We start from the raw sequence: 26,036 nt of genomic DNA on the forward strand, positions 1-26,036 counted from the left end.
TCATCCCTGGTCCGGTTCCACCGGCGAGAGCCGGTATGCGCCGCCCTCGGAGCGGACCCGGCCTGCCGTGGGCGGCGGGAAGTGGCTGCCCAGGAGCAGGGTGTCGGTGCCGGCCAGCGAGGCGAGAAGGGTGCGGCGGGTGTCCGCGGCCTGTGCGGGGTCGGTGTCCACGCAGCTCCCGATGTCGGGGCGCGACAGCTGGACCGGGTGGTGCAGGCAGTCGCCGGTGATCAGGGCCGTCTGCCCGGCGCTGCGCAGCTCCACGGCGAACTGGCCGGGCGTGTGACCGGGGGTGGGCAGGAGGCGGACGCCGGGGGCGACCTCGGCGCCTTCGGCGGGCACGTCGACCAGGTCGAGCTGTCCGGCGTCGCGGACGGGGTGGACGGAGTCCCGGAACATCTGGCGGCGGGCCTCGTCCAGGTCCTGGCCGGACCAGTGGTCCCACTCCGTACGGGACGTCAGGTAGCGGGCGCGGGGGAAGGTGGGGACCCAGCCGTCCTTGTCGGCGACGGTGTTCCAGCCGACGTGATCGGTGTGCAGATGGGTGAGGAGGACCAGGTCCACCGTCTCCGGGGCGAAGCCGGCCGCCGTCAGCCGCCGGAGATAGTCGGTGTCGAGGTGGTCCCAGGCGGGGTTGGTCCGGGGCTTGCCGTTGCCGATGCCGGTGTCGACGAGGAGGCGTATGCCCTGCACCTCCAGCGCGAAGCTGTGCGTGGCCAGGCGCAGGTCACCGTTCCGGTCGGCGAAGTCCGGCCGCAGCCAGGGCGCTTGCGCCAGCACGTCCGGGGTGGCGTCGGGCAGCAGCCACCGGCCGGTCGGCGCGGGGAGCGCGGTCTCGTCGATACGGCGGACGGTGATCTCGCCGACCGTCCAGGCGGGGACCGCTTCACTGACGGCATGCATGAGCTGTCCTCTCGTGGACCAAAAGCAAATTCTTTGCGTTATGCCAGGCTAGCGCGGTCGTCGCTCTAACGCAAACAGTTCGCTTTTATGTGTCGCTGTGCCGCGCCCAGCCCTTAAGGTGGAGTCATGAGCCCCAGGCCGATGACCCGCCCCGGGGGACGCAGCGCCCGCGTCCAGGAATCGGTGCATGCCGCCGTGCGTGCCCTCGAAGCCGAGCAGGGCCGAGCGGCGCTGACGGTCCCTCTGGTCGCCGCGCGCGCCGGCGTCACGCCGTCGACGATCTACCGCCGGTGGGGAGACCTCCAGGAACTGCTGTCCGACGTGGCCGTCGAACGCCTCCGCCCGGAGGCACCGCCCGTCGACCACGGCGCGCTCCGCACGGACCTGGAGGCCTGGGCCGAGCAGTTCCTGGAGGAGATGGCCTCGCCCCCGGGCCGCGCCTACATCCGTGACGCGCTCGCCGGTGATCCGGACGGCCGTAATGCGGGGCAGTGCTCGGCCTACGCCGCCGAGCAGGTGGGCGTCATCCTCGCCCGCGCCGCCGACCGCGGTGAGCAGGTCCCGGACGCCGAACTCGTGATGGACCACATCGTCGCCCCCATGATGTACCGCCTGGTCTTCCGGCCCGGCCCGCTGGACGCGTCGTATGCGCGCGGCCTGGTGGAGGCGACGCTTGCCGGGCTGATGCCGCCGCACTGACCTCCTTCGTCATGCCCGCGCACCCGATGCCCGCGCACCGGCGAGGCGCGTGGCGCCCGTCGTGGCGCACCGGGTGGCATGGCCCATGAGCCCCGGGTGAGGCCTTCGCCCGCCCCGTCACGGTCCGCCGCACGAAAGGGCCATCCCGCGCATGGTGCTTGCCGAATCCCTGTCCCTCGCCATGCTGTGCGTCGTCCTGGTGGGTGCCGTGATCCGGCCGTTCCGGCTGCCGGAGGCGGTCTTCGCGGTGCCGGCCGCCGCCGTGGTGATCGTCGCCGGGGTGATCCCGCTCGCCGATGTCCGCGACGAGGCGGAGCAGCTGGGGCCGGTGATCGGCTTTCTCGCCGCGGTGCTGGTCCTCGCCAAACTCTGCGACGACGAGGGGCTCTTCCACGCCTGCGGTACCTGGATGGCGCGCTGGGCGACGGGACGGCCCAGCCGCCTCCTGGGTGCGGTCTTCGCCCTCGCGTCGGTCATCACGGCCGTACTGAGCCTGGACGCCACCGTCGTCCTGCTCACTCCCGTCGTGTTCGCCACCGCCGCGCACATGGGCGCCCGTCCCCGGCCCCATGTCTACGCCTGCACCCATCTGTCGAACACCGCGTCCCTGCTGCTGCCCGTCTCCAATCTGACGAACCTGCTGGCCTTCACGGCGAGCGGGCTGAGCTTCACCCGGTTCGGTGCGCTGATGGCGCTGCCGTGGCTGGTCGCGATCGGTGTCGAATACCTGGTCTTCCGCCGCTTCTTCGCCGCGGACCTGGCCGCCGCGACACCCGGCCCGAGCACCGCCGAACCGCCCGAGCTCCCGCTGTTCGCGCTGGTGACGGTGGCCGGCACGCTCGCCGGTTTCGCGCTGACCTCCACCCTGGGCATCGACCCGGCCTGGGCCGCCGCGGCCGGCGCCCTCGTCATGGCGGTCCGAGCGCTCGGCCGGCGCGACGCCACCCCGGCCGCCGTCGTCCGGGCCGCCGGGCTGCCGTTCCTCGCCTTCGTCCTGGCCCTGGGCATCGTCGTCCGCGCGGTCGTCGACAACGGGCTCGCCGATGCGCTCGGGCACGTACTGCCCGACGGCACCTCGCTCCCCGCCCTGCTCGGCACCGCCGCGCTGGCCGCCGTACTCGCCAACGTGATCAACAACTTGCCCGCCGTGCTGGTGCTGGTGCCACTGGCCGCGCCGAGCGGCCCCGGTGCGGTCCTCGCCGTACTCCTCGGTGTGAACATCGGCCCCAACCTCACCTACGCCGGGTCCCTGGCCACCCTGCTGTGGCGGCGCATCGTCCACCACCACGAACACGACGTCCGGCTCAAGGAGTTCACCCGGCTCGGTCTGCTCACGGTGCCGGCCGCGCTGGCCCTGTCGACGGTGGCCCTGTGGGGCGCGCTCCACCTGATAGGCAGCTGATCGGCAGCTGACCCGGCCCCGGCCCGTGCGGCCCCCTCCGGTGTCAGGACCGCTTGGTGCGCTTCAGGAACAGCCCCACCCCCGACCCGATCACCACGACGCCGCTGGCGACGCTGATCAGCACCTGCTGTACCCCGTCGAAGGCGAAGCTGGTGGAGACATTGACGACGACGGCGATGCAGAGCACGCACCAGAGCAGGGCCTTCATGGAAGTTCCTTCCGCAGGGAGTTGAGCGTCCGTGTGACCGACAATGCCGTCGCCGGACCGCCGGATCGAGGGGGTGCCCTCCCGAACCGGGGGTGTAGCGCACTACACCCCCGGGCGGGGAGCGCACCCCCGCGCGTCCCCAGGGGGTGTCACTTAGCCTGAGCCCATGGGGATGGGGGAGACGGTGCGGCGGGCGGGGCGGGCCTCGGTCCAGTTGCTGACGGCGGCCGGGCTGGCCCTGGTGTCGTATCTCTTCCTCGCGGTGCTGCTGTTCACCGCCGTCGCCACGGTCATCGTGGTCGGCGCGGGGGTGCTGCCCGAGACGGTCCTGATGCTGCGCAGGATGGCCGGGTACAAGCGGCGGCGGGTGGCGGCCTGGACGGGGGAAGCGGTTCCCGAGGCGTATCTGCCGCTCACCGGGCAGCTGTCCGAGCGGGTGCGGACGGCGACCGCGGACCCGGGCACGTACCGGGATCTGCGCTGGCTCGCCGCCCACTTCGGCTACGGCCTGCTCCTGGCGTACGGGGCGCTGCCGCTGTGGGCCCTGGGCCTGTTCGTCGACGGGGTGTGGTGCGGGCTGCTGCGGCGCCGGGCCGTCGTCCTGCCGCTGATCCCGCGCCTCGCCGACCTCGACGCGGCCTGGTCGCGGGCGCTGCTGCTGCCGTCGCCCGACAGCCGGCGGACCGCCCGGCTCGCCGAGCGCGTCGAGGAGCTGACCGTCACCCGGGCCGGTGCCGTCGCCGCGCACGGCGCCGAACTGCGCCGTATCGAACGGGATCTGCACGACGGTACGCAGGCCCGGCTGGTGGCGCTGTCGATGCGGGTGGGACTGGCCAAGCGGGCGTACGACACGGACCCCGAGCGGGCCCGCAAGCTCCTCGACGACGCACAGGACCAGGCGGAGGAGGCCCTCACCGAGCTGCGCCAGGTCGTGCGCGCCCTCCATCCGCCGATCCTCACCGACCGGGGGCTGATGGGCGCGGTGCGGGCGCTCGCGGCGAGCAGCGGGCTCGATGTGGCGGTGCGCGAGGACGGGGTGGAGGAGGGGCCGCGGGCCCCGGCGGCGGTCGAGGCGGCCGCGTACTTCGTCGTCGCGGAGGCGCTGACCAACGCCGCCAAGCACAGCGGTACGGACCGGGCCGAGGTGGAACTGGTGCGCAGGACCGGCCGGTTGACGGTGTCGGTACGTGACGAGGGCCGCGGCGGCGCCGAGGCCCTCGTCCCCGGGGGCGCCTCGGCCGGAGCGCCGGGAGGCAGCGGGCTGCTCGGCATCCGCCGCCGGGTCGCGGCGCTCGACGGGACCGTGGAAGTGACCAGCCCCGTCGGGGGCCCGACTCTGATCGAGGTGGAGCTGCCGTGCGCGTGGTGATCGGCGAGGACAACGCCCTGCTGAGGGAGGGCCTGGTACTGCTGCTGACCTCCGCCGGGCACGAGGTGGTGGCGGTCGCGGCCAGCGGGCCCGAGGTGCTGCCCGCGCTGCTCGCGCACCGCCCGGACGCCGCGGTGCTGGACGTCCGGATGCCGCCCTCCTTCCGTGACGAGGGCCTGCGGGCGGCGCTGGCGGCGCGTCGGGAGATCCCCGGCCTGCCGGTTCTGGTGCTCTCGCAGTACGTCGAGGAGACCTACGCCGTGGAACTGCTGGGCGGCGGCGCGAGCGGGGTCGGCTATCTGCTCAAGGACCGGGTGGGACGGGTCGACGAGTTCCTGGACGCGCTGGAACGCGTCGCGGCGGGCGGCACCGCGCTGGACCCGGAAGTGGTCACGGAGCTGCTGACCCGGCGCCGCAACGATCCGCTCGATGTCCTGACACCGCGCGAGCGTGAGGTGCTGGCGCTGATGGCACAGGGCCGGGACAACGCGACGATCGCGCAGCTGCTGGTGGTGTCGGACCGGGCCGTCAGCAAGCACATCGGCAATGTCTTCGCGAAGCTGGGACTGCCGGCGAGCGACAGCGGGCACCGGCGGGTGCTGGCGGTGCTGGCGTACTTGAACGGGGGGTAGGGCGCGGCCCGGCCCCGAGGAACCGCCCCGGCACGGGTCAGGTCAGCCGCCGGTCCCCGAGGACGTGGCGGCGGGGCCTGAGGACGTGGCGGCGGGGCCCGTCGCCCGCAGCCCCCCGACGAGCAGCGCCAGCCCGAATTCGAAGTGGGCCGTGAAGTCCGTGCTGGTGAACACCGGCAGCGCCGCTGTGAGATGGGGGTGCCGGTCCGGAGTCACCGCGGCGCGCAGCCGTTCGGGGTCCGCAGGACCGTCGCCCGCGACCTGGCAGGCGGCCTGCTCCTCCAGGGTGTGGCCGATCGTGAAGTGGACGAGCGTGAGGGCGGCACGGGCCGCGTCCGCGGAGCTGAAGCCCGCCTCCCGCAGCACCCCGACGAGGGTGTCGGCGAAGCCGAGGGTGTGGCTGCCGGTGGAGTGCGTACCGGCGTAGACGCGGGCACCGTCACGGCGGCCGAGGAGCGCCGTACGCATCCGGCGGGCCAGTTCGGCCAGGCGCTCGCTCCAGTCCGGGGACGGAAGCGGCCGGTCGAGGCAGTCGGCCAGCAGCACCTCGGCCATCGCGGTGAGCAGCTCGTGCTTGGTCGCGAAGTAGCGGTACAGGGCACCGGCCCGTACGTCCATGGCCTCGGCCAGCCGCCGCATGGTGAGCGCATCGAGCCCGACCTCGTCCAGCAGTGCCAGGGCGGCCTCGACGGTGCGCGCCTGGTCGAGCTTCGGGGGGCGGCCCCGTGTCGTGGCGGCGGCACGGGGGCCGGGAGGGCTGGGGGTTGACGCGGAACTCATGGGGCTCATTATAGTGAACAGCGTTCACGTGAACACCGTTCATTAAATGGTGGACAGAGATGTGCGCAGAGACTCGACCGGAGGCCGGCCACTCATGAATGCCGTCAGGAATACCGCCGCCGATACCGGCACCAGGACCGGCACCGATGCCGAGGTGATCGTGGTGGGCGCGGGCCCGACCGGTCTGCTGCTCGGTGCCGAACTGGCGCTGGGCGGCGTGCGGGTACAGATCATCGAACGGCGCGCCGCGGCACAGCGGGATTCACGGGCGCTGACACTGCATCCGCGCAGCATCGAGCTGATGGACCAACGGGGCCTGGTGGAACGGTTCCTGGCCCGCGGACGCCCCGTACCGGGGTGGCACTTCGCGGGGCTGGACACCCCCCTGGACTTCAGCGCGCTGGACACCCGGCACGGCTACACGCTGTTCCTCGCCCAGGCCCGCACCGAGCAGCTGCTGGAGGAGCGCGCGAGGGAGCTGGATGTCACGATCCGGCGCGGACACGAGGTCGTCGGGCTGCGCCAGGAAGCCGGAGCCGACGGGGGCAACGGGAACGACGGGGGCTCCGGCGCGGGCGGTGTCGAGGTGGACGTCCGCGGGCCCGGTGGCGCCGTGGAGACCGTACGCGCACGGTATGTGGTCGGGTGCGACGGCGGGCGGAGCGTGGTGCGGCGGGCCGCCGGGATCGGCTTTCCCGGTACCGACGAGACGCTGAGCGGCGCGCTGGGCGATTTCGCGACCGTCGACCCGGCGGCCCTCGACCGCGCGCGGGCCCACGGCGTCCTGGCCGTACCGCTGGAGCCGGACGACGCGGACACGGATGATCCGGCAGCGGGCCGGACGGGCGGCCTCACCCGGATCGTTCTCCTCGATCCACAGCGGATGCGGACACCGGCCGCCGAGCCGCTGACGCTCGACGAGTTCCGGGCCTCCCTGCTGCGGATCTGCGGAACCGACTGCGGGGTGGCGGGGGCCCGCTGGCTGTCGCGGTTCGGCAACGCCACCCGCCTCGCGGCCCGTTACCGCTCCGGGCGCGTCCTGCTGGCGGGCGACGCCGCCCATATCCACTTCCCGGCGGCCGGCCAGGGCCTGAACACCGGCCTCCAGGACGCGATGAACCTGGGCTGGAAGCTCGCCGCCGAGATCCACGGCTGGGCGCCGCCGGGCCTGCTCGACAGCTATCACGCCGAGCGGCATCCCGTCGGCCAGGCGGTCACGGAGAACACCGAGGTCCAGACGCTGCTGGCGGAGCTGGCCCTGCTGCCCTCGTATCAGCGGCCGGCCGCCGCACTGCGCAAGCTAATAGCCGGGCTCCTGGGCATCGAGGAGGTCAACCGCCGTCTGGCCGGGCTGGTTTCGGCGCTCGACACCGGCTATCCGCCCGCCGACGCCCGAGCCCACCCGTTGGCGGGACGGCGGATGCCCGATATCGCGCTCACGGCGGCCGGATCGGCGGCGGCCCGCGTCTACGAACTCCTGCCGCACGGCCGGTTCGTCCTGCTGGACCTCGCGGGGGACGACGAGATGAAGCGGGCCGTCGATACGGGCTGGGGGCCCCGGGTGGCCGCCTTCACCGTCACCGGGCACGACTCCCGCGCCGACCTCGACGGGGTGCGGGAGATCCTCGTCCGCCCCGACGGCCATGTCGCCTGGGCCACCCGCACCACCGACGTACCGGCCCGCCGCGCCGAACGGGCCCGTGCCCTGGCCGACTGGGCCGGCCTCCCCGCAGGGGGATGAGCGGGCCGTGGGGCGCCGGCGTCAGGCCCCCGCCCGCCCGTCAGGCCTCCCGCGCCTCACACCCGCCGCCCAGCACCCTGTCCACGAAAGCGGCCAGTTGGGCCCTCATCCGCTCGGGGGTCATCCCTTCCTGGTCGGCGAGGTGCTCGACCAGGTCGGCGCGGGTGGCGGCCAGCAGGACATGCGCGGTGAAGTCGCTGTCCGCGGCCGGACCGGCCGCCGCCCCGGGCAGTTGCTCCAGCGCGTCCCGCAGCATGCCGTGCCACCACGAGTAGGACGCCCCCGCATACGGGCTGCCGCTGCCGGCCTCCTCCAGGGCGAGGGAGAGATGGCGGTGGTCGAGCTTGAAGCGCAGGACGGCATCGAGCAGTGCCGGCACCCGTTCGCGCGGTGCGGCCGACGGGCCGAGCGGCGCCGGCCCCTCCTCCACGGCCTGCCGCAGGGGCTCGATCCGTGCGTCGAAGACCGCCCGGATCAGTCCGGTGCGATCGCCGAAGCGACGGAAGAGCGTCCCCTTGCCGACCCCGGCCGCCGCCGCGATGTCGTCCATCGACACGCTGCGGGGGCTCGCGCTGCGGGCGAAGAGCGCGTCGGCGGCCGCCAGGACGGTCTCGCGGTTGCGGAGCGCGTCCGCGCGCGCCTTGCGTTCGGCCATGGGAGGACCCCCTTTACGAAACGGACCGTCGGTCCGTATAGTTGCGGCAACGACTAAACGGACCATCGGTCCACATTGTGCCCCCAGTGTAGAGGCGAGGCATCCCCATGAACGACAGCGAACGCGGCACCCCCGTCACCCCCACGGCACCGGCGGAGGTCTACCGCCACGGGCTGCAACTGCTTCTGGACAAGGACATCGACGGCTGGGTGGCCCTGTGCGACGAGCACGCGGTCTTCGAGTTCCCCTTCGCCCCGGACGGCTATCCGCAGCGGCTGGAGGGCCGGGCGGCGGTCGCCGCGTACATGCAGGACTATCCCGATCACGTCGACGTCCACGCCTTCCCCCACCTGGAGATCCACCGGACCGACGCCCCGGACACCCTCGTCGTCGAAATGCGCGCCGTCGGCCGGATCGTGGCCACCGGCGCCCCGTACGAGATGCCGTACATCGCCGTGGTGACGGTCGTGAACGGCCGCTTCACGCACTACCGCGACTACTGGAACCCCCTGATGGTCCCGGCCTCCATGAGTGCGGCGAAGTCGCCCCTCACCACTACGTCCTGACGGAGCGACCATGACCGACCACGACACCCGGACCAGCCGCGAGACCCGGACCGGCCAGGGCCATCGGGCCGACCACGACCCCCGGACCGGCCACGACACCATCCTGGTCACCGGCGCCACCGGCAACACCGGCAGCCGCATCGTGCCCAGGCTCACCGCGCTCGGCCACCCCGTCAGAGCCGCCGCCCGCCGTGCCCCCGAGCTGCCCGGCGCACGGGCCGTCCGCTTCGACTGGGACGACCCCGCCACGCACGACGCCGCCCTGCGAGGAGTGGCCCGGATCTATCTCGTCCCGCCCGTCGGGGCCCCGGACCCGGCCGCCGTCATGCTGCCCTTCCTGGAGCGGGCCCGTACGGCCGGTGTCCGCCGCGCGGTCCTCCTCAGCTCCTCCGCCCTCCCCGCCGGCGGCCCGATGGTGGGCCAGGTGCATGCGGCCCTCCCGGGCCTCTTCGATGAGTGGGCGGTGCTGCGGCCCTCCTGGTTCATGCAGAACTTCACCGACCACCATCTGCACGCGGAGAGCATCCGCACCCACGGCGTCATCCGGTCCGCGACCGGCGAAGGCCGCGTCGGCTTCATCGACGCGGACGACATCGCCGCCGTCGCCGTGCGCGCCCTCACCGACGAACCGCCGCCCGCGCACGATCTGGTGCTCACCGGCCCGCAGGCACTGAGCTACGACGACATCGCGGCCACCCTCACCACGGTCACCGGCCGGCCCGTACACCACCGGCCCCTCACCTACGAGCAGCTGCGCGACCGCCTGGCCGCCGGCCTGCCCGCAGAGTTCGCCGCCCTGCTGGCCGGCCTGGACCGCGCCATCGCCGACGGCGCCGAAGACCGCGTCACGGACACCGTCGAGCGCCTCACCGGCCGCCCGCCGCGCAGCTTCCGCGCCTTCGCGGAAGAGCACGGGCACGCAGTCGGAGACTCAGTGGCGGGCTCTTGATCCGGTCCGCGGCGAAGGAGGCGGGCGCCGAGCCGACACGCCCGGCGCCCGGCGGGCCATCGGCCTACCGGGCGCCAGGTGGAGTGTGCGCGGGCGCGGCACCCGGCCTGCCTCCGGGTTCCGCACCGGCGCACTCACCTCAGCGGGCGGCTCGCGGACTCGCGTGCCCTGCCGAGTTCACCGGGTCCACCGGGCTGTCGGGGCTGTCGGAGCGCTCGGGCCTCTCGGAATCCGCGGGGCGATCCGACTCGTCCGGGTTCTGCGAGGTCCTGGAAGTCTCCGGCTCGTCCGGGCCCTGCGAACTCCTGGGAGGCTGCGGCTCCTCCGGCCGGTCGGTGTAGTCGTCGTCCACCGGCTCTTCCATCGGACCGCGCGAGCTCAGTTGCAGGCTCCCGAACCGCGCGTTCTTCCACGTGCGGTGAGGCACGACGGTGACCACGGATCCGGTGCAGTCCCGCCCGTTGTACAGGACCAGGTCGGTGGGGGTGTCGTTCTCCACCACGCCGGACCCGTCGCCCACGCCGTAGCAGTGGTCGTCGCCGGGATCGAGGATCTCGTACACCCGGTTTCCGGGCCGGGTGTGGTACGTGATGATGCCGGTGATGGCGTGCGCGCCGGGTGGGGCGAACACGACCAGCCCCCCGACGATGGCCGCGGTGCCAAGGAAAGCGGTCAGGCGTCGCACAGTGGGAACTCCTTGTCAGCCATGGGCGGCGGTCCGGCCCCGGTCACGCCCGTGCGGGACTTCGCCATGTGGGGTTCCCGACGACATCTCGGGATATTCACCCCGGCCGGGATATCCACCGCCCGGCGGCATCACCGGGAGGAATCCACGGGGCCGGGGCGCGACCGCACCGTCCCGCCCGGCCCGCGACGCGCGGTACCCCGTACGCCGCCGCCCCCGGCTCACTTCTCCTGCGGCGGCCTGATGCTGCCCAGCCAGAGGACGTCGCGGGCGCGGGTCATGGCGACGAAGAGCTGACTGCGGGCCAGCTCGCCGCGCTCATCGGCCGTTTCGGTGGACGGGCCGCCGACCGGGTTCCCCTGCGGCAGATCGGCATCGTGCTGCGGCAGATAGACGCGCTTGAACTCCAGGCCCTTGGCACGGCGGTAGCTGCCCAGCTTCACGGCCTCGACCGGGTGCCCGTCGTACTGCTCCAGCGGGCAGACGCGCAGGCCCGCCCGGGTGAGCAGGCGCTGGTAGTGCTCGATGCCGCGCTTGGCGGAGCAGAGCACGGCGGAGTCGGCGAGCTGCTGCGGCGTCAGGGCGCCCAGCGCGGCCAGCAGCGCCGCGTCATGCGCGGCGAGGGTGGGCAGCACCGCGCGCTGTACCTGGCCGTCGTGGTAGGTCAGGTCGACGTCCCGCCGGCCGGGGGTGCGCAGCCCGTCGAGGTCCTCGAAGGCGTCCTCGGCGACCACGGAGAGCGCGGTGTCCACGATGTCCTTGCTGTTGCGGTAGTTGGCCCGCAGCACCTGTCCGCGGTCCCCGCGGATGTCGATGCCCGCGTCCGAGAGGCGGAACCCGCCCGGGTAGACGGCCTGTTGGCCGTCCCCCACCAGCAGCAGTCCGTTGGGGCTGTCGCCGACCAGGGCGTGCAGCAGGCGCACCCCGACGAGGGTCAGGTCCTGGACCTCGTCCACGACGACGGCGGTGTAGTCGCTGTGACCGGTGCGGCCGGCCGCCTCCGCGAGCGCGAGGGAGAGCACATCGTTGAAGTCGTGCACGTCGCGCTCGATGCGCTGGGCCTCGTACGCCTCGTACAGCGCCCACACGGCCTGCCGGTGCGGGCGGCGCAGACCGGCCCGGCGGCGTCGGCGGGCGAGCACCGCGTACTCCTCGAAGGAGGTGATGCCGCGGCCCTTGATGACGTAGTTGATCTCCTCCTGCCAGTAGGGGTGCAGCGGATCGATCTCGGTCAGACAGCTGTTCCGCCCCACGTGTTTCCAGGCGAGGCTGAAGGCCGTCTCCGCCTTCTCCTTGTGCAGACGGACCGGCACGCCGCGGCCGCGCAGATAGTCCCGCGCCCAGGAGTGCAGGCTGCGGAAGTCGATCCGGTCGGCCACCGCGGGGGCCATGGTCTTCAGGAAGGTGCTCTGTACGCGGGGCAGGTTGTTGGCGAAGGTGACGTACAGGACGCGGCCGTTGGTGCGCTGGGCGAGATAAGCCGCTCGGTGCAGGCCGACGACCGTCTTGCCGGTGCCGGCCGGGCCGCTGATCCGGGCGGGACCGGCCCAGTTGCGCCGCACCAGCGCGAGCTGGTCGGGGTCGAGGAAGGTCATCCACTGCTCGATGGGGGCCCGGCGCGCTTCGTCGAGGGCGGCTTCCCGCAGCCCGTCGAGGTCGAAGAGGCCGTCGGCCCCGGCGGCCGGCGGCCGGGCGGCGGTGGCCGGGGAGGGCGTGGTGGCGCCCGGTGACGTGGAGACGTCCGAGGCCGGGGTCGCGCCCGCGCCCGGGGTGGCGGCTGAGGCCGGAGCGGCGGCCGGGTCCTCGTACTCCGGGAAGACCCGCGCCAGGTGGTCGGCGAGGGCGCGGACCGATCCCGCGGACAGCCGGGTGCGCTCCGAGAGCAGCGCCGGGCCGATCTCGTGCTCCCCGAGCAGCCGTATCCGGCCCAGCTCCGCGTCGACCCGCTGCCCCGCGAAGGCCAGCAGCGGACGCACCGCCACCGGCGACATCCCCAGGGACGCCACCGCGCTCTCGGCGGCCTTGGTGACCGCGAGCAGCTTGCGCCGGTGCTCGTCGCGCGAGAATCCCCCGGCCCGCAGCCGGCCCCCCGAGGTCTCCGGCGCGGCCCGCCAGTTCTTGACGTCGATGACGAAGACACCGCCGGGGCCGATCAGCAGCATGTCCACATTGGCCGCGCGGGTGCCGGGCCAGCGCCGGTCCACCAGCAGCCGCCAGCCCCGGCCGGCCAGCATCAGCAGCTGGGCGGCGACCCGCCGCTCCCCCTCGCTCGCCGCCTCCCAGCGCTCGGCCCGCTGCCGGGCGGCCTGCCACTGTTCGCGTAAGAGCCGCTCCTGCCGGCGGGCCTCCTGCGCCCGCCGGGACGCCGAACCGCCTGCCGCGCCGCCCCGAGAACTCCCTGCCGCCATCGCCCGCCCCCTCGCCGCTCGCCCCGTACGCACGGGGTCATGAACCATAGGTCGATGGCACATGACGCGGTACCGCGCACGGCGGGGGCACGGGCGCATACGGGCCGACGGCCCGCGGAGGCGGCACCCGGCCCGCCCCGGTCACCCCGCGGAGGCCGGGCGACCCGGGCGGACCGGACCGGCAGCACCGGGCCGCCCCGTATCACCCCGCTCGCCGCCGCCTACCCCACGCTCACGGCCGACGGCCGGAGGAAGGCGCGGGCGGCCGACGTGCCCAGCCCGTCCGGCGCGCCCAGCCACCCCGGCGAACCCGTCGGGTGACGCAGCTCGGGCTCGATGTAGCGCAGACAGCCCTGGTGCCAGGTGAGGATGCCGGCCATCCAGTTCTCCAGCTCGTGGACGTAGCCGTCGAGCGCCTTGCGGGCCCCCGGCGAGAGGTCGAAGTCGTCGTAGACGACCGGGAGTTCATGGGCGGCGACATGCTGGAACTCCTGCATCCGCGACGTCATGAGGTCATGGATGATGTGCAGCGCGGTCGGGTAGTCGCAGTCGAAGAAGTTCTGGACGACCAGGATGCCGTTGTGGACCTCGCCCTCGTACTCGATCTCCTTCTGGTACGAGAAGACATCGTTCATCAGACAGGCGTAGTCGGCCGCGGCGTTCTCCAGTGAGCGCAGCGGGCCGGAGCGGTAGACCTCCGGCGGGACCTGCCGGCCGTGGCCGATGCGGCTCAGGCTCATGGTGAGGTCGGAGCCGAAGGTCGCGCGGCGCATCTCGATGTAGTCGACCGGATCGGGGATGCGGTTCAGGATCTGGTTGTCGATCTCCCAGAGCCAGCTGGCCGTCATCGTGTCGATGGCCTCACGGAACGACCGGCGCGCTTCGGGCGTCATCGGTCCCGCTGTACGGGTCCACAGGTCCCCCAGCGCGCGTTCCATGGCGTTGACCGGCTCCGGCGCTTCGGCCGGGGAGTCCAGCGGCATGAAGGAGGACAGCCGCTCGGTGCACACCTTGGCCGAGGCGATGTCGCGGGTCCGGCCGAAGACCTGGGGGTAGTAGTCGTCCGCGTACGTGCCCCAGGCCAGCCAGGCGGCGCCCAGGTCCAGTTGCTCGGGGGTGGCGTCCGGGTGGATGCCGGCCGCACACAGCGCCAGGTCGTAGCGGATCATCGCGGGCTCGTCCCAGACGTCGGACAGCGGCACCCCGGGCTGCGGGCCGAGGATGCCCATCCGGTGCGCCCATTCGACGACGCGGCGGCGGGCCCCCTCCAGGTGCGGGCTGAGGGTCGTGGTGAACGGCATGGCGAGGTCGGGGATGCGCGAGGGGCCGACCTTCTGGTGCGGGACATGGGTGGAGCTGCGGATACGGTGCGCACCGGCCGTGGCCAGCGCCGTCTTCAGATCGGCGGCCGAGGTGCCGAGTCCGCCGAAGGAGAAGGGCGACCAGGGCTGCGAGGTGCCGGCCGCCGAGCCGCCGCCGTTCATGTAGCGACTGGAGCGCATATGCCATTCATGGCCGCCGGACTGCCAGTCCTGGAGCCCCTTGGCGTACGCCAGCACATCCGCGCAGGACTTCGGATCGAGGCCCTTCTCCAGGAAGAGTGCGGGGAGTTCGGCGACCACGGTGTTCTCGAACTGCTGGAGCCGCGAGGTGATCAGGTCGTTGACGGCGTCCGCGGCCTCCTGGGTGGTGCAGTCCAGGAAGGTCTCCAGCACCAGGACGCCATTGCTCAGCTCACCCTCCTCCTCCGTCTCCCGCTGGTAGGAGAAGAGGTCGTTGCGCAGGTGCACACCGTCGGAGAAGGTGTCCCGCAGCACTCGCAGCGGGCGGGATCCGGCGACGGCCGCCGGCACCTCGGCGCCGGTCGCGAACTCCACCAGTCCCGCCGACCAGGGCGCGCCACCGACCTTGCGGCGCATCTCGATGTACTCGACGGGGTTGGGCACCCGGTGGATGTTGATGTTGGACAGTTCCCACAGCGACTCATTGAGCAGATGCTCGGTGCTCTCGGCGAAGCGCCGCCGCCACGCCATGGACATATGCGGCACCGTGCGCGCCCACAGATCGGCGAGTCCCGCCTCGACGGGGTTGGTCGGCTCGGGGACGGGCGCCGTCAGATCCATCGGCATGAAGGCGGGCAGCCGGTCCAGGTACTCTTTGCCGCCCTCCCGGTCGAGCGTCCGCTTGAACATCTCCAGGAAGTGGTCGTCGAAGAAGAAGACCCAGACATACCAGTCGGTCACCAGCGAGAGCGCATCCGCGTCGCAGTCCGGGTGGGTGTAGGAGCACAGCAGCGCGTAATCGTGGGCGTCGAGGTCCTTCTCCTCCCAGATGCCCGAGCCCTCCAGCATCCCCATGGTGCGGGCCCACTTCTTGGAATGCGTACGCGCCGTCTCCAGATGCGGGTTCAGCCGCGCCGGGTAGGGCGTATAGAAGTGGGGCAATTCGAATGGCTGTGTCACCGTTACTGGCCTCTCCCCATACGTACGGAAGGAAGGCACGTGGAACCACGCCTTCCAGACGGGGCAGCGCTACCCCAGGGGTCGGCGCCTTAGGCCTTACGGAGGGGGACCTTCCGCCTCCGCTCCACTTCGGTTCGGTGAGCTCCGAACCGGGGCTATTTCTGGCTGACTTCCGGCACTTTTCTTTCGTCCATGCCACGGCTCCGGCCGTGCGCCGCGGTGCGCAGGGCAAGCTGCGCCAGCGCCTCCGGCGCACCGGCCTGGCCGCGGATGCCGGGGAAGGCGTTGATGTCCACGATGAGGGGCGCACCACCGCCGGCGTCGAGGAGGTCGACGCCGTAGACGTCCAGGCCGAAGATCTCGCCGACCCGGAGCGCGGCATCCGTCCAGCCGGCGGGCAGGTCGCCGACCGGCAGCGGCAGCGTCGGCCCACGGCCGTCCGGGGCCAGCTCCGAGCGGCGCAGCCCGGCGAAGAGCCGCCCGTCGACCACCCACAGCTTGTGGTCCCAGCCGCTGTTCACGGTGAACTCCTGCACCACCACCGGCTCGTCGGGCCAGGCGGCGGCCAGTTCCCGCAGCCGTACGGCGCCGTCGGCACGGGCCACGAGGTCATGGCGCCGGCTGAACCGGCTCTTGATCACCAGCGGACCGTCCGGTGCGCCTGCCGCGGCCAGCTGCCCGAGCGTGGGTACGGAGGTGGTGCCCGCGAACGGCAGCCCGGCCGCGCGGGCGACCGCGGCCATCTCGACACGGTCCTGGCACCGCGCGGTCGCCGCCGCGGAGTTGAGCACCGGAGCGCCGTGCTCCTCCAGGAGAGCGGCCAGCGCCAGCGCGCGCGGCGTCCGCGCCTTGAGGAGATAGACATCGGCGAGCGAGGACAGGTCCAGGTCCCGCACCTCGCCGCCCGGATCCAGCCACTCGACCCGGTGCCCCGGGGTCAGCAGCTCGGTGACCGCGGCCAACAGCGGATGGCCGGCATCCGCGGTGACCAGACCGACCTTCATCGGCCGCCACCGATCGAGGCGGCGGGACGGGGGCGCGGGGCGGCGGCAGGTGGGGCGGATGGTGCGGGCGGGACGGTGAACGGGGGCGTGGGGGCCTGCGTCGACGGGGCGGGCGCGGTGGCGGGAGCGGCGGGCGTCGCCCTCGGCTGCCCAGCGGTCGGCTGCCCGGTGATCGGCTGCCCAGTGGTCGCCTGCCCGGTGGTCGCCTGCCCGGCAGTGAGGGACCCGGCAGTGGGGAACCCGCCCCCCTGCCCTGCCGTCCCGTTACGGGCGAGCTCCAGCACCGCGGCGGACACCCGGGCGACCGCGTCCGGCACCTGACGGAAGCTCGGGAAGTCGTTGATGTCGACGACCACCGGTCCGTCGGGTCCGAGCAGAATGTCGACCCCGTAGAGATCGAGACCGAACACCGTCCCGATCTCGGCAGCGATCCGGGCGATCTCCGGGGTGAGCGGGACCTGCCGCTCGCGTACGGCATGGGCGGGATGCAGCGGGGAGCACCGCTCGGTCGCGTACAGCTGCCCGGCGACGCTGTACACCTTCAGATCCGTACCGGAGTTGGGCACATAGGGCTGGGCGATGAGCAGCCCGCCGCCCGGCGCGCCCGGGGCCCCTGCGTCATGCGGCTCCACGGGATCCAGCAGCCGGTCCGGCGTCGCCACCAGCCGGACGGCGCGCCCGGAACTGCCGTCCGCGGGCTTCACCACGAGGGGGAACTCCGCCTCGGGTATCTCCGCGAACTCCTGGGGACGGGCCGCCGCATACGTCACGGGGACGGGCAGCCCGCTGCTGCGGGCGATCACCGCGGCCAGCGCCTTGTCCCGTACGCCACGGATCGCCCGGGCATCGTTCACCGTCGTCAGCCCGACGGAGGCGGCGGCTTCCAGGAGCGTCAGTCCCGGGCCGCCGGAGACGGTCTTGAGGACCCAGGCATCGTGGCTGCCCGCACGGATGGCCTCGGATATGGGGATCAGCGAGCGGCCGGGCCACAGCACGTCCACCTGGTGGCCCCAGGCGCCGAGTTGGCGGATCACATCCAGCGGCATGCCGTCATGGCGGTACTGCTCCTCCACCAGGAAGCAGAGTCTCATCGGTGCACCCTTGTCATCGCCGCACGTCCACCGTCCGTCCGGCAGATCCATGACACACCAGGATCCCATGCGGATTCCGGCGGGGACCGTGGGCCCACGCACCCGGCTCCGGCCCACATTTCGGCGAGGCTACGCCACCCCGTACGCCCCGCACGCAGCCCATGACCAGGACTTTGCCGGACCCCGGCGCGACTTCCGCCACCTGCCCTCCCCTCCACTAAATCCCGCATGCCGGAACCCTTGTTCCAATTCCGCGCTGGTCCTAAGGTCAGGCCACCCCGGGGACGGCTCAGCGAACAGGACACCCACGCACCGAAGTACGGGAAGCAGGCGAGCGGGTTGGCGAACGAGCAGCAGGCTCCGACCGAGCAGCAGGATCAGGATCAGGATCACGACGTCCCCCAGGACGGGCACCCGGAAGCCGAACCGGCGCCGGAACCAGGGCCAGAACCGGGGCCGGAGACAGGGCCGGAGCCGGCGCCGGGAAGCGGCACCTTCCGACGGCGGAAATTCCTCGTCGGTGCGGGCCTGACCGGCGCAGGCAGCCTCCTCGGCACAACGGGCCTCGGAGGCACCGGCGCTACGGCAATGGCCGCCCCTCAAAGCCCCGACAGCCCCCACAGCCCCCACAGCAAAGCCACCCCCCGGCCCGAACAATTCCACGGCAGACAGCACCTCCTGGTGCCCGAGTTGCTGCTGTTGCCGGACGGTCCGGTGCGCCACCAGGCCGTGCTCGTCAAGGACGGAAAGTTCCGCAAGATCGGACCGGCACCACAGCTCATCGCCGCGCACCCCGGCCTTCAGCCGATCCGCCTGGACGGCCACTTGCTGATGCCCGGCTTCGTGGACGCGCACCATCATCTGACCCAGAGCTTCGGCAAGGCCCAGTCCTTCGGACAGCCCTCGGAGATCTTCAAGACGATATGGGAGCCGCTGGAACACGCGCTGGACGAGGAGAGCGCCTACGTCTCGGCGAAGCTGGCCGCGCTGGAGGCTCTTCGGGGCGGCTTCACCACCGTCGCCGACGCCGGGACCCGTGCCCCCGTGGACGTCCGGGTGGTCGCGCAGGGGACGGAGGAAGCCGGTATCCGGTGCGTACTGTCCAAGATCGTCTCCAGCGGCGACGGCGGCCCGGCACACCTGGGGCGGTGGGAGGGGCATCCGCTGATCCACCCCTCACTGGCGATCGCCGTCCCCGAGGACGCACCCGGCGAGGTCATCAAGAAGACCGCCGACCTGTGCGCGGAGGCCGGCGCGGTGCTCCAGATCCATGTGAACGAGCATCTCGCCTCCGTCGAACGCTCGTTGAAGTCCGTCGGCCGCCGCCCCCTGGAGCATCTGCACCACCTCGGCGCGCTCGGCCCGCACACCCTGGGCGCGCACGCCACCCTCCTCACCCCTTCGGAGATGCGGCTGCTGGCCGACTCCGGTGCCGCGATCAGCTACAACCCGGTGGCCAGCGCCTGGAAGGGCAACGGAGTCGCGCACGCCACGATGCTGGCCGCGATGGACGTGCGTTTCGGCATGGGCACCGACGGCACCCGCGCCGACGGCTTCCGGCTGATCGACGCCGGGGAGACCGCACAACGACTGGCCTACGGCATGGCCTCGGGCGACTCGTCCTGCGGCGCCGGCCGGATGTGGCTGGAGCACGCCACCTCCCGCAGCGCCGACGCCCTCGGACTGGGCAAGGTGACCGGCGAGATCGCCGTCGGCAAGGCCGCCGACTTCCTCCTCGTGAACCTCGACGTCCCCGAACTCACCCCCTCCTACGACCTGCGCTGGGAACTCGTCCGCCTCGCGAACCGCGACCAGATCACCGCGGTCGTCGTCAACGGCACACTCCGCCTGTGGCACGGCTGGCCCCCGGACTGGGACGGCCCCGCCCTCGTCACCCGAGCGGCAAAGCTGGGCCCGGAGGTCGTCCGCCGGGCGGGGCTGCATCGCGTGGAGCCCACCTGACACACCAGCCTGCGACAGCGCACCGGCCAACCCCTCCACGAGGAGGGCTACTTCACCGGAATCTGCCACTCAACTGGGTCCATGCCTTCCGGCGCGTAGATCGCCCGCTCAGGCCGCTGCCCCTTCGGAGCGGGGAACATGAGCAGTCCGCGCACACAGTCGCCCGGCTTCACGATCGCCTCTTGCGGATACTCAGGGCGCGGGAAGTCACCGCCGGACTGCCCTGTCGTCGTCACCCTCGCGCCGTCGCCAAATGCCACGGACCAGGGCTGTTGGGTGACGCCGACCTTGCCCTCCTTGGTGCACACCTTGACCTCCAACGCGCCCCAGTCCTCGTCCGCCTCGCCGGAGGAGCTGGGAGGTTCGATCCCGGTGACGGGCTGGCGATAGCTGAGGACGGTCGTACTGCCGCTCCTGCCGTCGGCGGCCCATGATGAGGGGCTGCCCAGGGCGAGGAGCCCAGCGGGCTTATTAGCAGCGGCGGTGGATTCGCGGGCGGCAGTCGGCTTGGAGCCGACTGCCGGGGTGGTGTGCTCGTCCGGCGTTGTGGTGGAGCAGGCGGTCAGTGCGGTGGCGAGAGCGAGGGCCGCGGTGGCGGTAACGGTTGCGGTTCGACTGTGCATGGGGTCCCCCCACAGATGGTTGAGGGGGCAATCATGCGGCGCGTGAGGGCGGAGTGTGCGGGTTGTGATGGAACGGTGACAGAGCGAAAAGCCGCGCCGCGCCAACCCCCGCGTAAGTGCCTCACTGGACCTGCCGTCGCTCACCATTCCCTGCACGGCCCGGCCTCTCCTCCCACGGTTCGCCACCCGTCTCGCCCGCACGGGGCGTCCCGTGCGCAGGGCCCCAAGGTCCGCACGCGGCGCCAGGACCTGGTTCATGCCCGTGACCTGCAAAGGGTTGCGGCGGAAGCAGTGGTCCGGCGGCGGTCGGGGCGGGGTGTCGGCGCTACCGTGAGGGCGACCGCGACGGAGACGGAGCGGGATGGACCGGGATGAATCGGGAGGCCCAGTGACCAACAAGGCCGCGCCCTTCGACGACCTCGACCGCAAGATCGTTGCGGCGTTGATCGACAACGGCCGGGCGAGCTTTGCCGAGATCGGTGCGGCGGTCGGGCTGTCGTCCACCGCGGTGAAGCGCCGGGTGGACCGGATGCGGGAGAACAACGTGATCACGGGGTTCACCGCCACCGTCCGCCCGGCCGCGCTGGGGTGGCTGACCGAGGCGTACGTCGAGGTGTACTGCGACAGCGCGGCGCCGCCCCGCCGGCTCGCCGAGGTCGTGCGCAACCATCCGGAGATCGCGGCGGCGATGACCGTGACCGGCGGCGCCGATGCGCTGCTGCACGTACGGGCGACCGATGTCGAGCACTTCGAGGAGGTGCTCGAACGCATCAGGGCCGAGCCGTTCATCCGCAAGACGATCAGTTACATGGTGCTGTCCCACCTCCTGCCGGACAGCCCGGAGGCGGGCGCCCGCCAGTCCTCCGGGGGCTCCGCCCCCTGACGCGAGGGCGAACGGCGCGGAATCGCTCCGGCGTGCGCTGGAGTGCGCAGCAATCCAGCGTGGAGCCGCCTGAACACGCTCGTTTCCTGCGCTGACGAGCAGCATTTGTTTCTTGTGGCCCAAATCCATCGCTCCTTACCGTGGAAGCACCCCGGGTGACCTTCAGTAACGCCCGGTCACCCCGTATGTCCCGTAGGAGCGAAGGGATCCTCCCGTGCCGATGAGTCGTGTGTCGCGCCCCCGGCGCTATCTGGTCTGCGAGCCCAGACACTTCGATGTGCGTTACGCGATCAATCCGTGGATGCGTGCGGACGCACAGGTGGATACCGCCCTCGCGGGGCGCCAGTGGGAGACGCTGATGGGCGCCTACCGCGACCACGGGCACACGGTGGAGACCGTGCCCCCGGTGGCCGGGCTGCCCGACATGGTGTTCGCGGCGAACTCCGCGGTCGTCGTGGGCGGCCGGGTCTTCGGCTCGTCCTTCCATGCGCCGCAGCGGCGGCCGGAGTCCACGGAGTACGAGACGTGGTTCAAGGCGGCCGGGTACGACGTCTACCGGCCGGAGTCGCTGTGCGAGGGCGAGGGCGACCTCGTACCGGCCGGCCGCTACATCCTGGCGGGTACGGGCTTTCGCACCACGCCGGCCGCGCATCGCGAGGTGCAGGAGTTCTTCGGCGTACCGACGATCGGCCTGCAACTGGTGGACCCGTACTTCTACCACCTGGACACCGCGCTGTTCGTCCTGGAGGAGACGGCGGAGACGGGCGAGGCGAACATCGCCTACTACCCCGGGGCGTTCTCGACCGGCAGCCGTGAAGTGCTGCGGCGGCTGTTTCCCGAGGCGGTGCTCGCCACCCGGGACGACGCGATGGCGTTCGGCCTCAACTCCGTCTCCGACGGCCGCCATGTCTTCGTCGCCCCGCAGGCGGCCGGCCTGATCACCCAGCTCGTCGCGCACGGCTATGTCCCCGTCCCCGTCGACCTCTCCGAGTTCCACAAGGCCGGCGGTGGCATCAAGTGCTGCACCCAGGAGATTCGCTGATGACCGCTCCCACCCGTACCGTCCCCGCGCAGGCCGCTCCCCGTTCGTCCGCGGAGCTGATCCAGGCCGAGGGCCCGGTCCTCGCGCACAACTACCACCCGCTGCCGGTGGTGGTCGCGCGCGCCGAGGGCGTCTGGGTCGAGGACGTCGAGGGGCGCCGCTATCTCGACATGCTGGCCGGCTACTCGGCGCTCAATTTCGGCCATCGCCACCCGGCACTGATCGAGGCCGCACACCGCCAGCTCGACCAACTCACCCTCACCTCCCGCGCCTTCCACAACGACCGCCTCGCCGGTTTCGCCGAGGGCCTCGCCGCGCTGACCGGCCTGGACATGGTGCTGCCGATGAACACCGGCGCCGAGGCGGTGGAGAGCGGCATCAAGGTCGCGCGCAAGTGGGCGTACGACGTCAAGGGCGTCCCGGCGGACCGGGCGACGATCGTGGTGGCCGGCGGCAACTTCCACGGCCGGACGACCACCATCGTCGGCTTCTCCGACGACGACACGGCCCGTATCGGCTTCGGCCCCTTCGCCCCCGGCTTCCGCACCGTCCCGTACAACGATCTCGCCGCGCTCGAAGCGGCCGTGGACGAGACGACGGCCGCCGTGCTGATCGAGCCCATCCAGGGCGAGGCGGGCGTCGTCATCCCCGACGACGGCTATCTCACCGGCGTCCGCGAACTGACCCGGCGGGCCGGGTGCTTGTTCATCGCCGACGAGATCCAGTCCGGTCTGGGCCGCACCGGCACCACCCTCGCGGTCGAGCACGAGTCCGTGGTGCCGGACATGCTGCTGCTCGGCAAGGCCCTCGGCGGCGGCATTGTCCCGGTCTCCGCGGTCGTCGCCCGCCGCGAGGTGCTCGGCGTGCTGGGCCCCGGCCAGCACGGCTCGACCTTCGGCGGCAACCCGCTGGCGGCCGCGGTCGGCTCCGCCGTGGTCGAGCTGCTCGCCACCGGAGAGTTCCAGCGCCGCGCCGCCGAGCTGGGCGCGCAGCTCCGCGACGGTCTGGCCGCGCTGACCGGCAAGGGCGTGACCGGCTTCCGCGCCCGCGGCCTGTGGGCCGGCGTCGACATCGACCCCGCACTCGGCACCGGCCGGGAGATCAGCGAACGCCTGCTGAAGGAAGGCGTCCTGGTCAAGGACACCCACGGGTCGACGATCCGGCTCGCCCCGCCGCTGACCATCACGGCGGAGGAACTGACGTCGGCGCTGGGGTGCCTGGAGCGGGCGCTGGGGTAGGCGACGCGCTGTGCGGGAGTGGCCTGCCGTGGGGTGTAACCTGCCGTGAGGCGTGATCGGCCCTGAGGGGGCGGGGCCGGTCCTGAGGGCGTGATCGGTCCTGAGGCCGTGACCGGCCGTGTGGACGCGACCGGTCCCTGAAGACGCGACCGGCCCCGGCGGACAGTTGTCGCCGGGACCGTTCAGGGTGCGTCCGGATCAGCCGCGTTGCGGTGTTCCGCCGGTGGGCTGCCCGGCCGTCACCGCGGCCGGGCGGTCCTCGGGGGCCGCGGCCGCCGCGCCGTTGTGCTGCGCGGTCCAGCCGTCCAGCGCGGTGCGGCAGGCGTGGTCCAGGTGCCGCAGTTCCGTCAGGTCCAGCTCGACGGGCTTGTCGCGGGGCAGCGCCTCCAGCGCGTCCAGGATCTTGGGCAGCCGCAGGAAGGTCGCATTGCCGCTGAGCGAGACGGGGGTCCGCCCCCCGGTCAACTCCCGCACGTCGACCTGCACATGCGAGGTGTCCCAGGCGGTCTTCACGACAGCGAGCAGCAGGCCGAGCAGCACTCCCTCGAACATGTTGGTGAAGACGATCGCCCCCGCGGTCACCCCGAGGATCACCGCCTCGCCCCGGTGCTCCCGCCACAGCTGCGGCAGCTGCCGTACGGGCACCAGCTTCGCCCCGGCGTGCACCAGGACGGCGGCGAGCGCGGCGAGCGGCACGACCCCGAGGGCCGCAGGGAACAGCGCGGCGAAGAGCAGCAGCCAGACACCGTGCAGGACGCGGGAGGCCTTCGTCCGCGCCCCGGCCTGCACATTGGCCGCGCTGCGGACGATCACCGCGGTCATCGGGAGCGCGCCGAGCAGCCCGCAGACCGTGTTGCCCGCGCCCTGTGCCATCAGCTCCTTGTCGTAGTCCGTGCGCGCCCCGTCGGTCATCCGGTCGACCGCCGCGGCGCTGAAGAGGCTCTCCGCGGACGCGATGAGGGTGAAGGCGAGCACGGTGCCGATGACGGACAGCTGGGCCAGTCCGCCGAGTTCACCGAGGCCGGGGGGCTGGATCGACGCCAGCAGGCCGTGCACCTCCACCTTGGCGACGGGCAGCGCGAACACCGCCGTCACGAGGGTGGCGACGGCGATGGCGGCGAGCGGGCCGGGCACCACTCGGACCTTGGCGGGCATCCGCGGCCACAGCACGAGGAGGCCGAGGGTGCCCACGCCGACCGCGAACGCGGTGAGGGCCTCGGGGCTGCCCGCGATGCCGGCGGCGAGGCCGGGCAGCCCGGTGATCTTGCCCAGGCCGCTGCCGGGCTGGTCGGTATCGGCCATCGCATACACCTGGCCGAGGATGAGGATCAGCCCGATCCCCGCCAGCATGCCCTGGACCACGGCGACGGAAATCGCCCGGAACCACCGGCCGCAGCGCAGCGCGCCGAGGACCAGTTGCAGGACGCCGGCCGCGAGCACGATGGCGCCCAGGGAGGCCATGCCGAACTTCTGCACGGCCTCGTGGACGAGCACCGTGAGCCCGGCGGCGGGGCCGCTGACCTGGAACGAACTGCCCGGCAGACAGCCGACGACGAGGCCGCCGACGATGCCGGTGATCAGGCCGAGTTCGGCCGGCACGCCCGAGGCGACGGCCACACCGACACACAGCGGGACGGCGACGAGAAAGACGACGAGCGAGGCGAGCGCGTCACGGCGGAACGCGCCGGGGCTCAGCGGGGGAAGCTTGGATGTGGTGCGCTTGAGCGCGGTGAGCATGGATCTCTCCGGTTCGGTGCGTACGGCTTCGCGCATGCGGCTCGTTGCGTACGCCTCGTGCATGCGACTTCGTGCATGCGACTTCGTGCATGCGACTTCGTGCGTACGGCCTGGTGCAGGGGCTTCGCGCGTACGGCTTCGTGCGTAGTGCGGGGACGGTGGGGCCGGTGGGGCCGGGGCAGGCCGGGCGGGCGCCCGCTCACAGCGACGCGAAGCGCCCCGTCTCCCTCCGGTGCCTGTGCACGGCCCCCGTATGCACCTCGTAGAACCAGACGTCCAAAGACAGCCGCCCGGCGGCGAGGCCCTCCGCCACGCACGGATAGGCCCGCAGCCGCTCCGCCTGCGCCAGCGCATGCCGCTGGACGGCGTCGGCGAGTTCCGGCGTCTCGGCGTCCGCCGCGTCCGCCCCCGCGCCGCGCAAGAGCGCCCCCGCGGCGGACTCCAGCCAGCCCCGGACAGCGGGCACCCCGGACAGATCCTCACCGCGCACCAGCGCGCCGACCGCCCCGCAGTGGGAGTGGCCGCACACCACGATGTGCTCGACGCCCAGGACCCGCACGGCGTATTCGATGGTGGCCGCCTCGCCCGCGGGGTGCTCGGGGCGGTACTCGGGAACGATGTTGCCCGCGGTGCGCAGCTCGAACAGATCGCCCGGCGCCGCCCCGGTGATCAGCGAGGGCACGACCCGGGAGTCCGAGCAGGTGATGAACAGGGCCTGCGGTGACTGCCCGGCTCCGAGCCGGTGGAACTCCTCGCCGCGCTCGGCGCAGCGGGCCTCGAAGGAACGGGCATGGGCGGTGAGTTGCTGCATGGTGGTGGCCTGCCTCCTACTCGCCCTCGTGGGGCGCGTGGTGTGGTCGGGTCATGGGTGGCGCGGCCGCCTCCTCGACGTCGAGGGGCGGCGACGTGCCCCGGCACCGGGACGGATCCACTTGCCGGACGCGCTCCGTGAGCACGTACGGCCCACCCTTACGCACCGTTCCTGAAGCCAAGCTGA

General features: G+C 72.5%; 23 protein-coding genes. 11 read left to right on the forward strand and 12 right to left on the reverse strand.

What is annotated here, in order from left to right:
* The gene (locus M8I34_RS30035; RefSeq protein ID WP_250054701.1) at positions 1–903 is read right to left on the reverse strand and encodes an MBL fold metallo-hydrolase; all 903 of its coding nucleotides are present in this window, start codon (positions 901–903) and stop codon (positions 1–3) included.
* Between the two features lie 126 nt (positions 904–1,029).
* Here M8I34_RS30035 and M8I34_RS30040 point away from each other — a divergent pair, with 126 nt between their 5' ends.
* Both M8I34_RS30040 and M8I34_RS30045 read left to right on the forward strand, forming a co-directional pair.
* The gene (locus M8I34_RS30040; RefSeq protein ID WP_250054703.1) at positions 1,030–1,602 is read left to right on the forward strand and encodes a TetR/AcrR family transcriptional regulator; all 573 of its coding nucleotides are present in this window, start codon (positions 1,030–1,032) and stop codon (positions 1,600–1,602) included.
* 151 nt (positions 1,603–1,753) lie between these two features.
* The gene (locus tag M8I34_RS30045; RefSeq protein WP_250054705.1) at positions 1,754–3,004 is read left to right on the forward strand and encodes an SLC13 family permease; all 1,251 of its coding nucleotides are present in this window, start codon (positions 1,754–1,756) and stop codon (positions 3,002–3,004) included.
* Positions 3,005–3,047: 43 nt separating this feature from the next.
* Here M8I34_RS30045 and M8I34_RS30050 read toward each other — a convergent pair whose 3' ends face one another.
* Entirely contained in the window at positions 3,048–3,212 is a 165-nt protein-coding gene (locus M8I34_RS30050) for a hypothetical protein (RefSeq protein WP_250054707.1), read from the reverse strand.
* 172 nt (positions 3,213–3,384) lie between these two features.
* Between M8I34_RS30050 and M8I34_RS30055 the strand changes: the two genes are divergently transcribed.
* Both M8I34_RS30055 and M8I34_RS30060 read left to right on the forward strand, forming a co-directional pair.
* Complete coding sequence (locus tag M8I34_RS30055; RefSeq protein WP_250054831.1) at positions 3,385–4,581, forward strand: sensor histidine kinase; 1,197 nt, start codon at positions 3,385–3,387, stop codon at positions 4,579–4,581.
* Complete coding sequence (locus M8I34_RS30060) at positions 4,569–5,213, forward strand: response regulator transcription factor (RefSeq protein WP_250054709.1); 645 nt, start codon at positions 4,569–4,571, stop codon at positions 5,211–5,213. The genes M8I34_RS30055 and M8I34_RS30060 overlap by 13 nt, the downstream gene beginning before the upstream one ends.
* Positions 5,214–5,255: 42 nt before the next feature.
* On the opposite strand, the gene M8I34_RS30065 is transcribed toward M8I34_RS30060, so the two are convergent.
* The gene (locus tag M8I34_RS30065) at positions 5,256–5,993 is read right to left on the reverse strand and encodes a TetR/AcrR family transcriptional regulator (protein WP_250054711.1); all 738 of its coding nucleotides are present in this window, start codon (positions 5,991–5,993) and stop codon (positions 5,256–5,258) included.
* A gap of 94 nt (positions 5,994–6,087) precedes the next feature.
* Between M8I34_RS30065 and M8I34_RS30070 the strand changes: the two genes are divergently transcribed.
* On the forward strand, positions 6,088–7,734 hold the full coding sequence (locus M8I34_RS30070; RefSeq protein WP_250054712.1) for an FAD-dependent monooxygenase: 1,647 nt from the start codon (positions 6,088–6,090) through the stop codon (positions 7,732–7,734).
* A 40-nt stretch (positions 7,735–7,774) separates the two neighbouring features.
* Here M8I34_RS30070 and M8I34_RS30075 read toward each other — a convergent pair whose 3' ends face one another.
* Positions 7,775–8,389 (reverse strand): TetR/AcrR family transcriptional regulator, encoded by a 615-nt coding sequence (locus M8I34_RS30075; protein ID WP_250054714.1) that lies wholly within the window; start codon positions 8,387–8,389, stop codon positions 7,775–7,777.
* 107 nt (positions 8,390–8,496) lie between these two features.
* Between M8I34_RS30075 and M8I34_RS30080 the strand changes: the two genes are divergently transcribed.
* A complete protein-coding gene (locus M8I34_RS30080) occupies positions 8,497–8,955 on the forward strand; it encodes a nuclear transport factor 2 family protein (RefSeq protein WP_250054716.1) in 459 nt (152 codons plus the stop codon).
* A gap of 10 nt (positions 8,956–8,965) precedes the next feature.
* Positions 8,966–9,904, forward strand: a complete 939-nt coding sequence (locus M8I34_RS30085; RefSeq protein WP_250054725.1) for an NAD(P)H-binding protein — start codon at positions 8,966–8,968, stop codon at positions 9,902–9,904.
* 139 nt (positions 9,905–10,043) lie between these two features.
* Here M8I34_RS30085 and M8I34_RS30090 read toward each other — a convergent pair whose 3' ends face one another.
* The 5 genes from M8I34_RS30090 to M8I34_RS30110 form a co-directional block, all read right to left on the reverse strand.
* Positions 10,044–10,589 carry a chitin-binding protein gene (locus M8I34_RS30090; RefSeq protein ID WP_250054727.1) on the reverse strand — a complete coding sequence of 182 codons (546 nt, stop codon included), beginning with the start codon at positions 10,587–10,589 and terminating at the stop codon, positions 10,044–10,046.
* 221 nt (positions 10,590–10,810) lie between these two features.
* Positions 10,811–13,045 carry a nuclease-related domain-containing DEAD/DEAH box helicase gene (locus tag M8I34_RS30095; protein WP_250054730.1) on the reverse strand — a complete coding sequence of 745 codons (2,235 nt, stop codon included), beginning with the start codon at positions 13,043–13,045 and terminating at the stop codon, positions 10,811–10,813.
* A 173-nt stretch (positions 13,046–13,218) separates the two neighbouring features.
* The gene (locus M8I34_RS30100; RefSeq protein ID WP_250054732.1) at positions 13,219–15,459 is read right to left on the reverse strand and encodes a family 2 encapsulin nanocompartment cargo protein terpene cyclase; all 2,241 of its coding nucleotides are present in this window, start codon (positions 15,457–15,459) and stop codon (positions 13,219–13,221) included.
* 155 nt (positions 15,460–15,614) lie between these two features.
* Complete coding sequence (locus M8I34_RS30105) at positions 15,615–16,463, reverse strand: RimK family alpha-L-glutamate ligase (protein ID WP_250054734.1); 849 nt, start codon at positions 16,461–16,463, stop codon at positions 15,615–15,617.
* Positions 16,460–17,554 (reverse strand): RimK family alpha-L-glutamate ligase, encoded by a 1,095-nt coding sequence (locus tag M8I34_RS30110; RefSeq protein WP_250054736.1) that lies wholly within the window; start codon positions 17,552–17,554, stop codon positions 16,460–16,462. The genes M8I34_RS30105 and M8I34_RS30110 overlap by 4 nt, the downstream gene beginning before the upstream one ends.
* A 588-nt stretch (positions 17,555–18,142) precedes the next feature.
* Here M8I34_RS30110 and M8I34_RS30115 point away from each other — a divergent pair.
* Complete coding sequence (locus M8I34_RS30115; RefSeq protein WP_250054738.1) at positions 18,143–19,516, forward strand: amidohydrolase family protein; 1,374 nt, start codon at positions 18,143–18,145, stop codon at positions 19,514–19,516.
* A gap of 47 nt (positions 19,517–19,563) precedes the next feature.
* On the opposite strand, the gene M8I34_RS30120 is transcribed toward M8I34_RS30115, so the two are convergent.
* Positions 19,564–20,139 (reverse strand): hypothetical protein, encoded by a 576-nt coding sequence (locus M8I34_RS30120; RefSeq protein WP_250054741.1) that lies wholly within the window; start codon positions 20,137–20,139, stop codon positions 19,564–19,566.
* Positions 20,140–20,527: 388 nt separating this feature from the next.
* On the opposite strand from M8I34_RS30120, the gene M8I34_RS30125 reads away from it, so the two are divergent.
* The 3 genes from M8I34_RS30125 (at position 20,528) to rocD (ending at position 23,302) form a co-directional block, all read left to right on the forward strand.
* On the forward strand, positions 20,528–21,022 hold the full coding sequence (locus M8I34_RS30125) for an Lrp/AsnC family transcriptional regulator (RefSeq protein ID WP_030989700.1): 495 nt from the start codon (positions 20,528–20,530) through the stop codon (positions 21,020–21,022).
* Between the two features lie 220 nt (positions 21,023–21,242).
* A complete protein-coding gene (gene ddaH / locus M8I34_RS30130; RefSeq protein ID WP_244420302.1) occupies positions 21,243–22,064 on the forward strand; it encodes a dimethylargininase in 822 nt (273 codons plus the stop codon).
* Positions 22,064–23,302: an ornithine--oxo-acid transaminase gene (gene rocD / locus M8I34_RS30135; protein WP_250054743.1), complete on the forward strand. Its 1,239-nt coding sequence runs from the start codon at positions 22,064–22,066 to the stop codon at positions 23,300–23,302. The genes ddaH and rocD overlap by 1 nt, the downstream gene beginning before the upstream one ends.
* 198 nt (positions 23,303–23,500) lie before the next feature.
* Here rocD and M8I34_RS30140 read toward each other — a convergent pair whose 3' ends face one another.
* On the reverse strand, positions 23,501–25,039 hold the full coding sequence (locus tag M8I34_RS30140; protein ID WP_250054833.1) for a SulP family inorganic anion transporter: 1,539 nt from the start codon (positions 25,037–25,039) through the stop codon (positions 23,501–23,503).
* A 199-nt stretch (positions 25,040–25,238) separates the two neighbouring features.
* A complete protein-coding gene (locus M8I34_RS30145; RefSeq protein ID WP_250054745.1) occupies positions 25,239–25,850 on the reverse strand; it encodes a carbonic anhydrase in 612 nt (203 codons plus the stop codon).
* Positions 25,851–26,036: the final 186 nt, after the last annotated feature.

The sequence above is a fragment of the Streptomyces sp. MCA2 genome, assembly GCF_023544705.1.
Classification (GTDB): Bacteria; Actinomycetota; Actinomycetes; order Streptomycetales; family Streptomycetaceae; genus Streptomyces; species Streptomyces decoyicus.

Excerpts from the sequence above, each read along its gene's own strand:
- M8I34_RS30045 (WP_250054705.1), top strand. The coding sequence starts at position 1,754 with ATGGTGCTTGCCGAATCCCTGTCCCTCGCCATGCTGTGCGTCGTCCTG.
- M8I34_RS30120 (WP_250054741.1), bottom strand. The coding sequence starts at position 20,139 with ATGCACAGTCGAACCGCAACCGTTACCGCCACCGCGGCCCTCGCTCTC.
- M8I34_RS30055 (WP_250054831.1), top strand. The coding sequence starts at position 3,385 with ATGGGGGAGACGGTGCGGCGGGCGGGGCGGGCCTCGGTCCAGTTGCTG.
- M8I34_RS30105 (WP_250054734.1), bottom strand. The coding sequence starts at position 16,463 with ATGAAGGTCGGTCTGGTCACCGCGGATGCCGGCCATCCGCTGTTGGCC.
- M8I34_RS30070 (WP_250054712.1), top strand. The coding sequence starts at position 6,088 with ATGAATGCCGTCAGGAATACCGCCGCCGATACCGGCACCAGGACCGGC.
- M8I34_RS30065 (WP_250054711.1), bottom strand. The coding sequence starts at position 5,993 with ATGAGTTCCGCGTCAACCCCCAGCCCTCCCGGCCCCCGTGCCGCCGCC.
- M8I34_RS30095 (WP_250054730.1), bottom strand. The coding sequence starts at position 13,045 with ATGGTTCATGACCCCGTGCGTACGGGGCGAGCGGCGAGGGGGCGGGCG.
- M8I34_RS30115 (WP_250054738.1), top strand. The coding sequence starts at position 18,143 with ATGGCCGCCCCTCAAAGCCCCGACAGCCCCCACAGCCCCCACAGCAAA.
- M8I34_RS30085 (WP_250054725.1), top strand. The coding sequence starts at position 8,966 with ATGACCGACCACGACACCCGGACCAGCCGCGAGACCCGGACCGGCCAG.
- M8I34_RS30050 (WP_250054707.1), bottom strand. The coding sequence starts at position 3,212 with ATGAAGGCCCTGCTCTGGTGCGTGCTCTGCATCGCCGTCGTCGTCAAT.
- M8I34_RS30140 (WP_250054833.1), bottom strand. The coding sequence starts at position 25,039 with ATGCTCACCGCGCTCAAGCGCACCACATCCAAGCTTCCCCCGCTGAGC.
- M8I34_RS30080 (WP_250054716.1), top strand. The coding sequence starts at position 8,497 with ATGAACGACAGCGAACGCGGCACCCCCGTCACCCCCACGGCACCGGCG.
- M8I34_RS30145 (WP_250054745.1), bottom strand. The coding sequence starts at position 25,850 with ATGCAGCAACTCACCGCCCATGCCCGTTCCTTCGAGGCCCGCTGCGCC.
- M8I34_RS30040 (WP_250054703.1), top strand. The coding sequence starts at position 1,030 with ATGAGCCCCAGGCCGATGACCCGCCCCGGGGGACGCAGCGCCCGCGTC.
- rocD (WP_250054743.1), top strand. The coding sequence starts at position 22,064 with ATGACCGCTCCCACCCGTACCGTCCCCGCGCAGGCCGCTCCCCGTTCG.
- M8I34_RS30110 (WP_250054736.1), bottom strand. The coding sequence starts at position 17,554 with ATGAGACTCTGCTTCCTGGTGGAGGAGCAGTACCGCCATGACGGCATG.
- M8I34_RS30035 (WP_250054701.1), bottom strand. The coding sequence starts at position 903 with ATGCATGCCGTCAGTGAAGCGGTCCCCGCCTGGACGGTCGGCGAGATC.
- M8I34_RS30075 (WP_250054714.1), bottom strand. The coding sequence starts at position 8,389 with ATGGCCGAACGCAAGGCGCGCGCGGACGCGCTCCGCAACCGCGAGACC.
- ddaH (WP_244420302.1), top strand. The coding sequence starts at position 21,243 with ATGAGTCGTGTGTCGCGCCCCCGGCGCTATCTGGTCTGCGAGCCCAGA.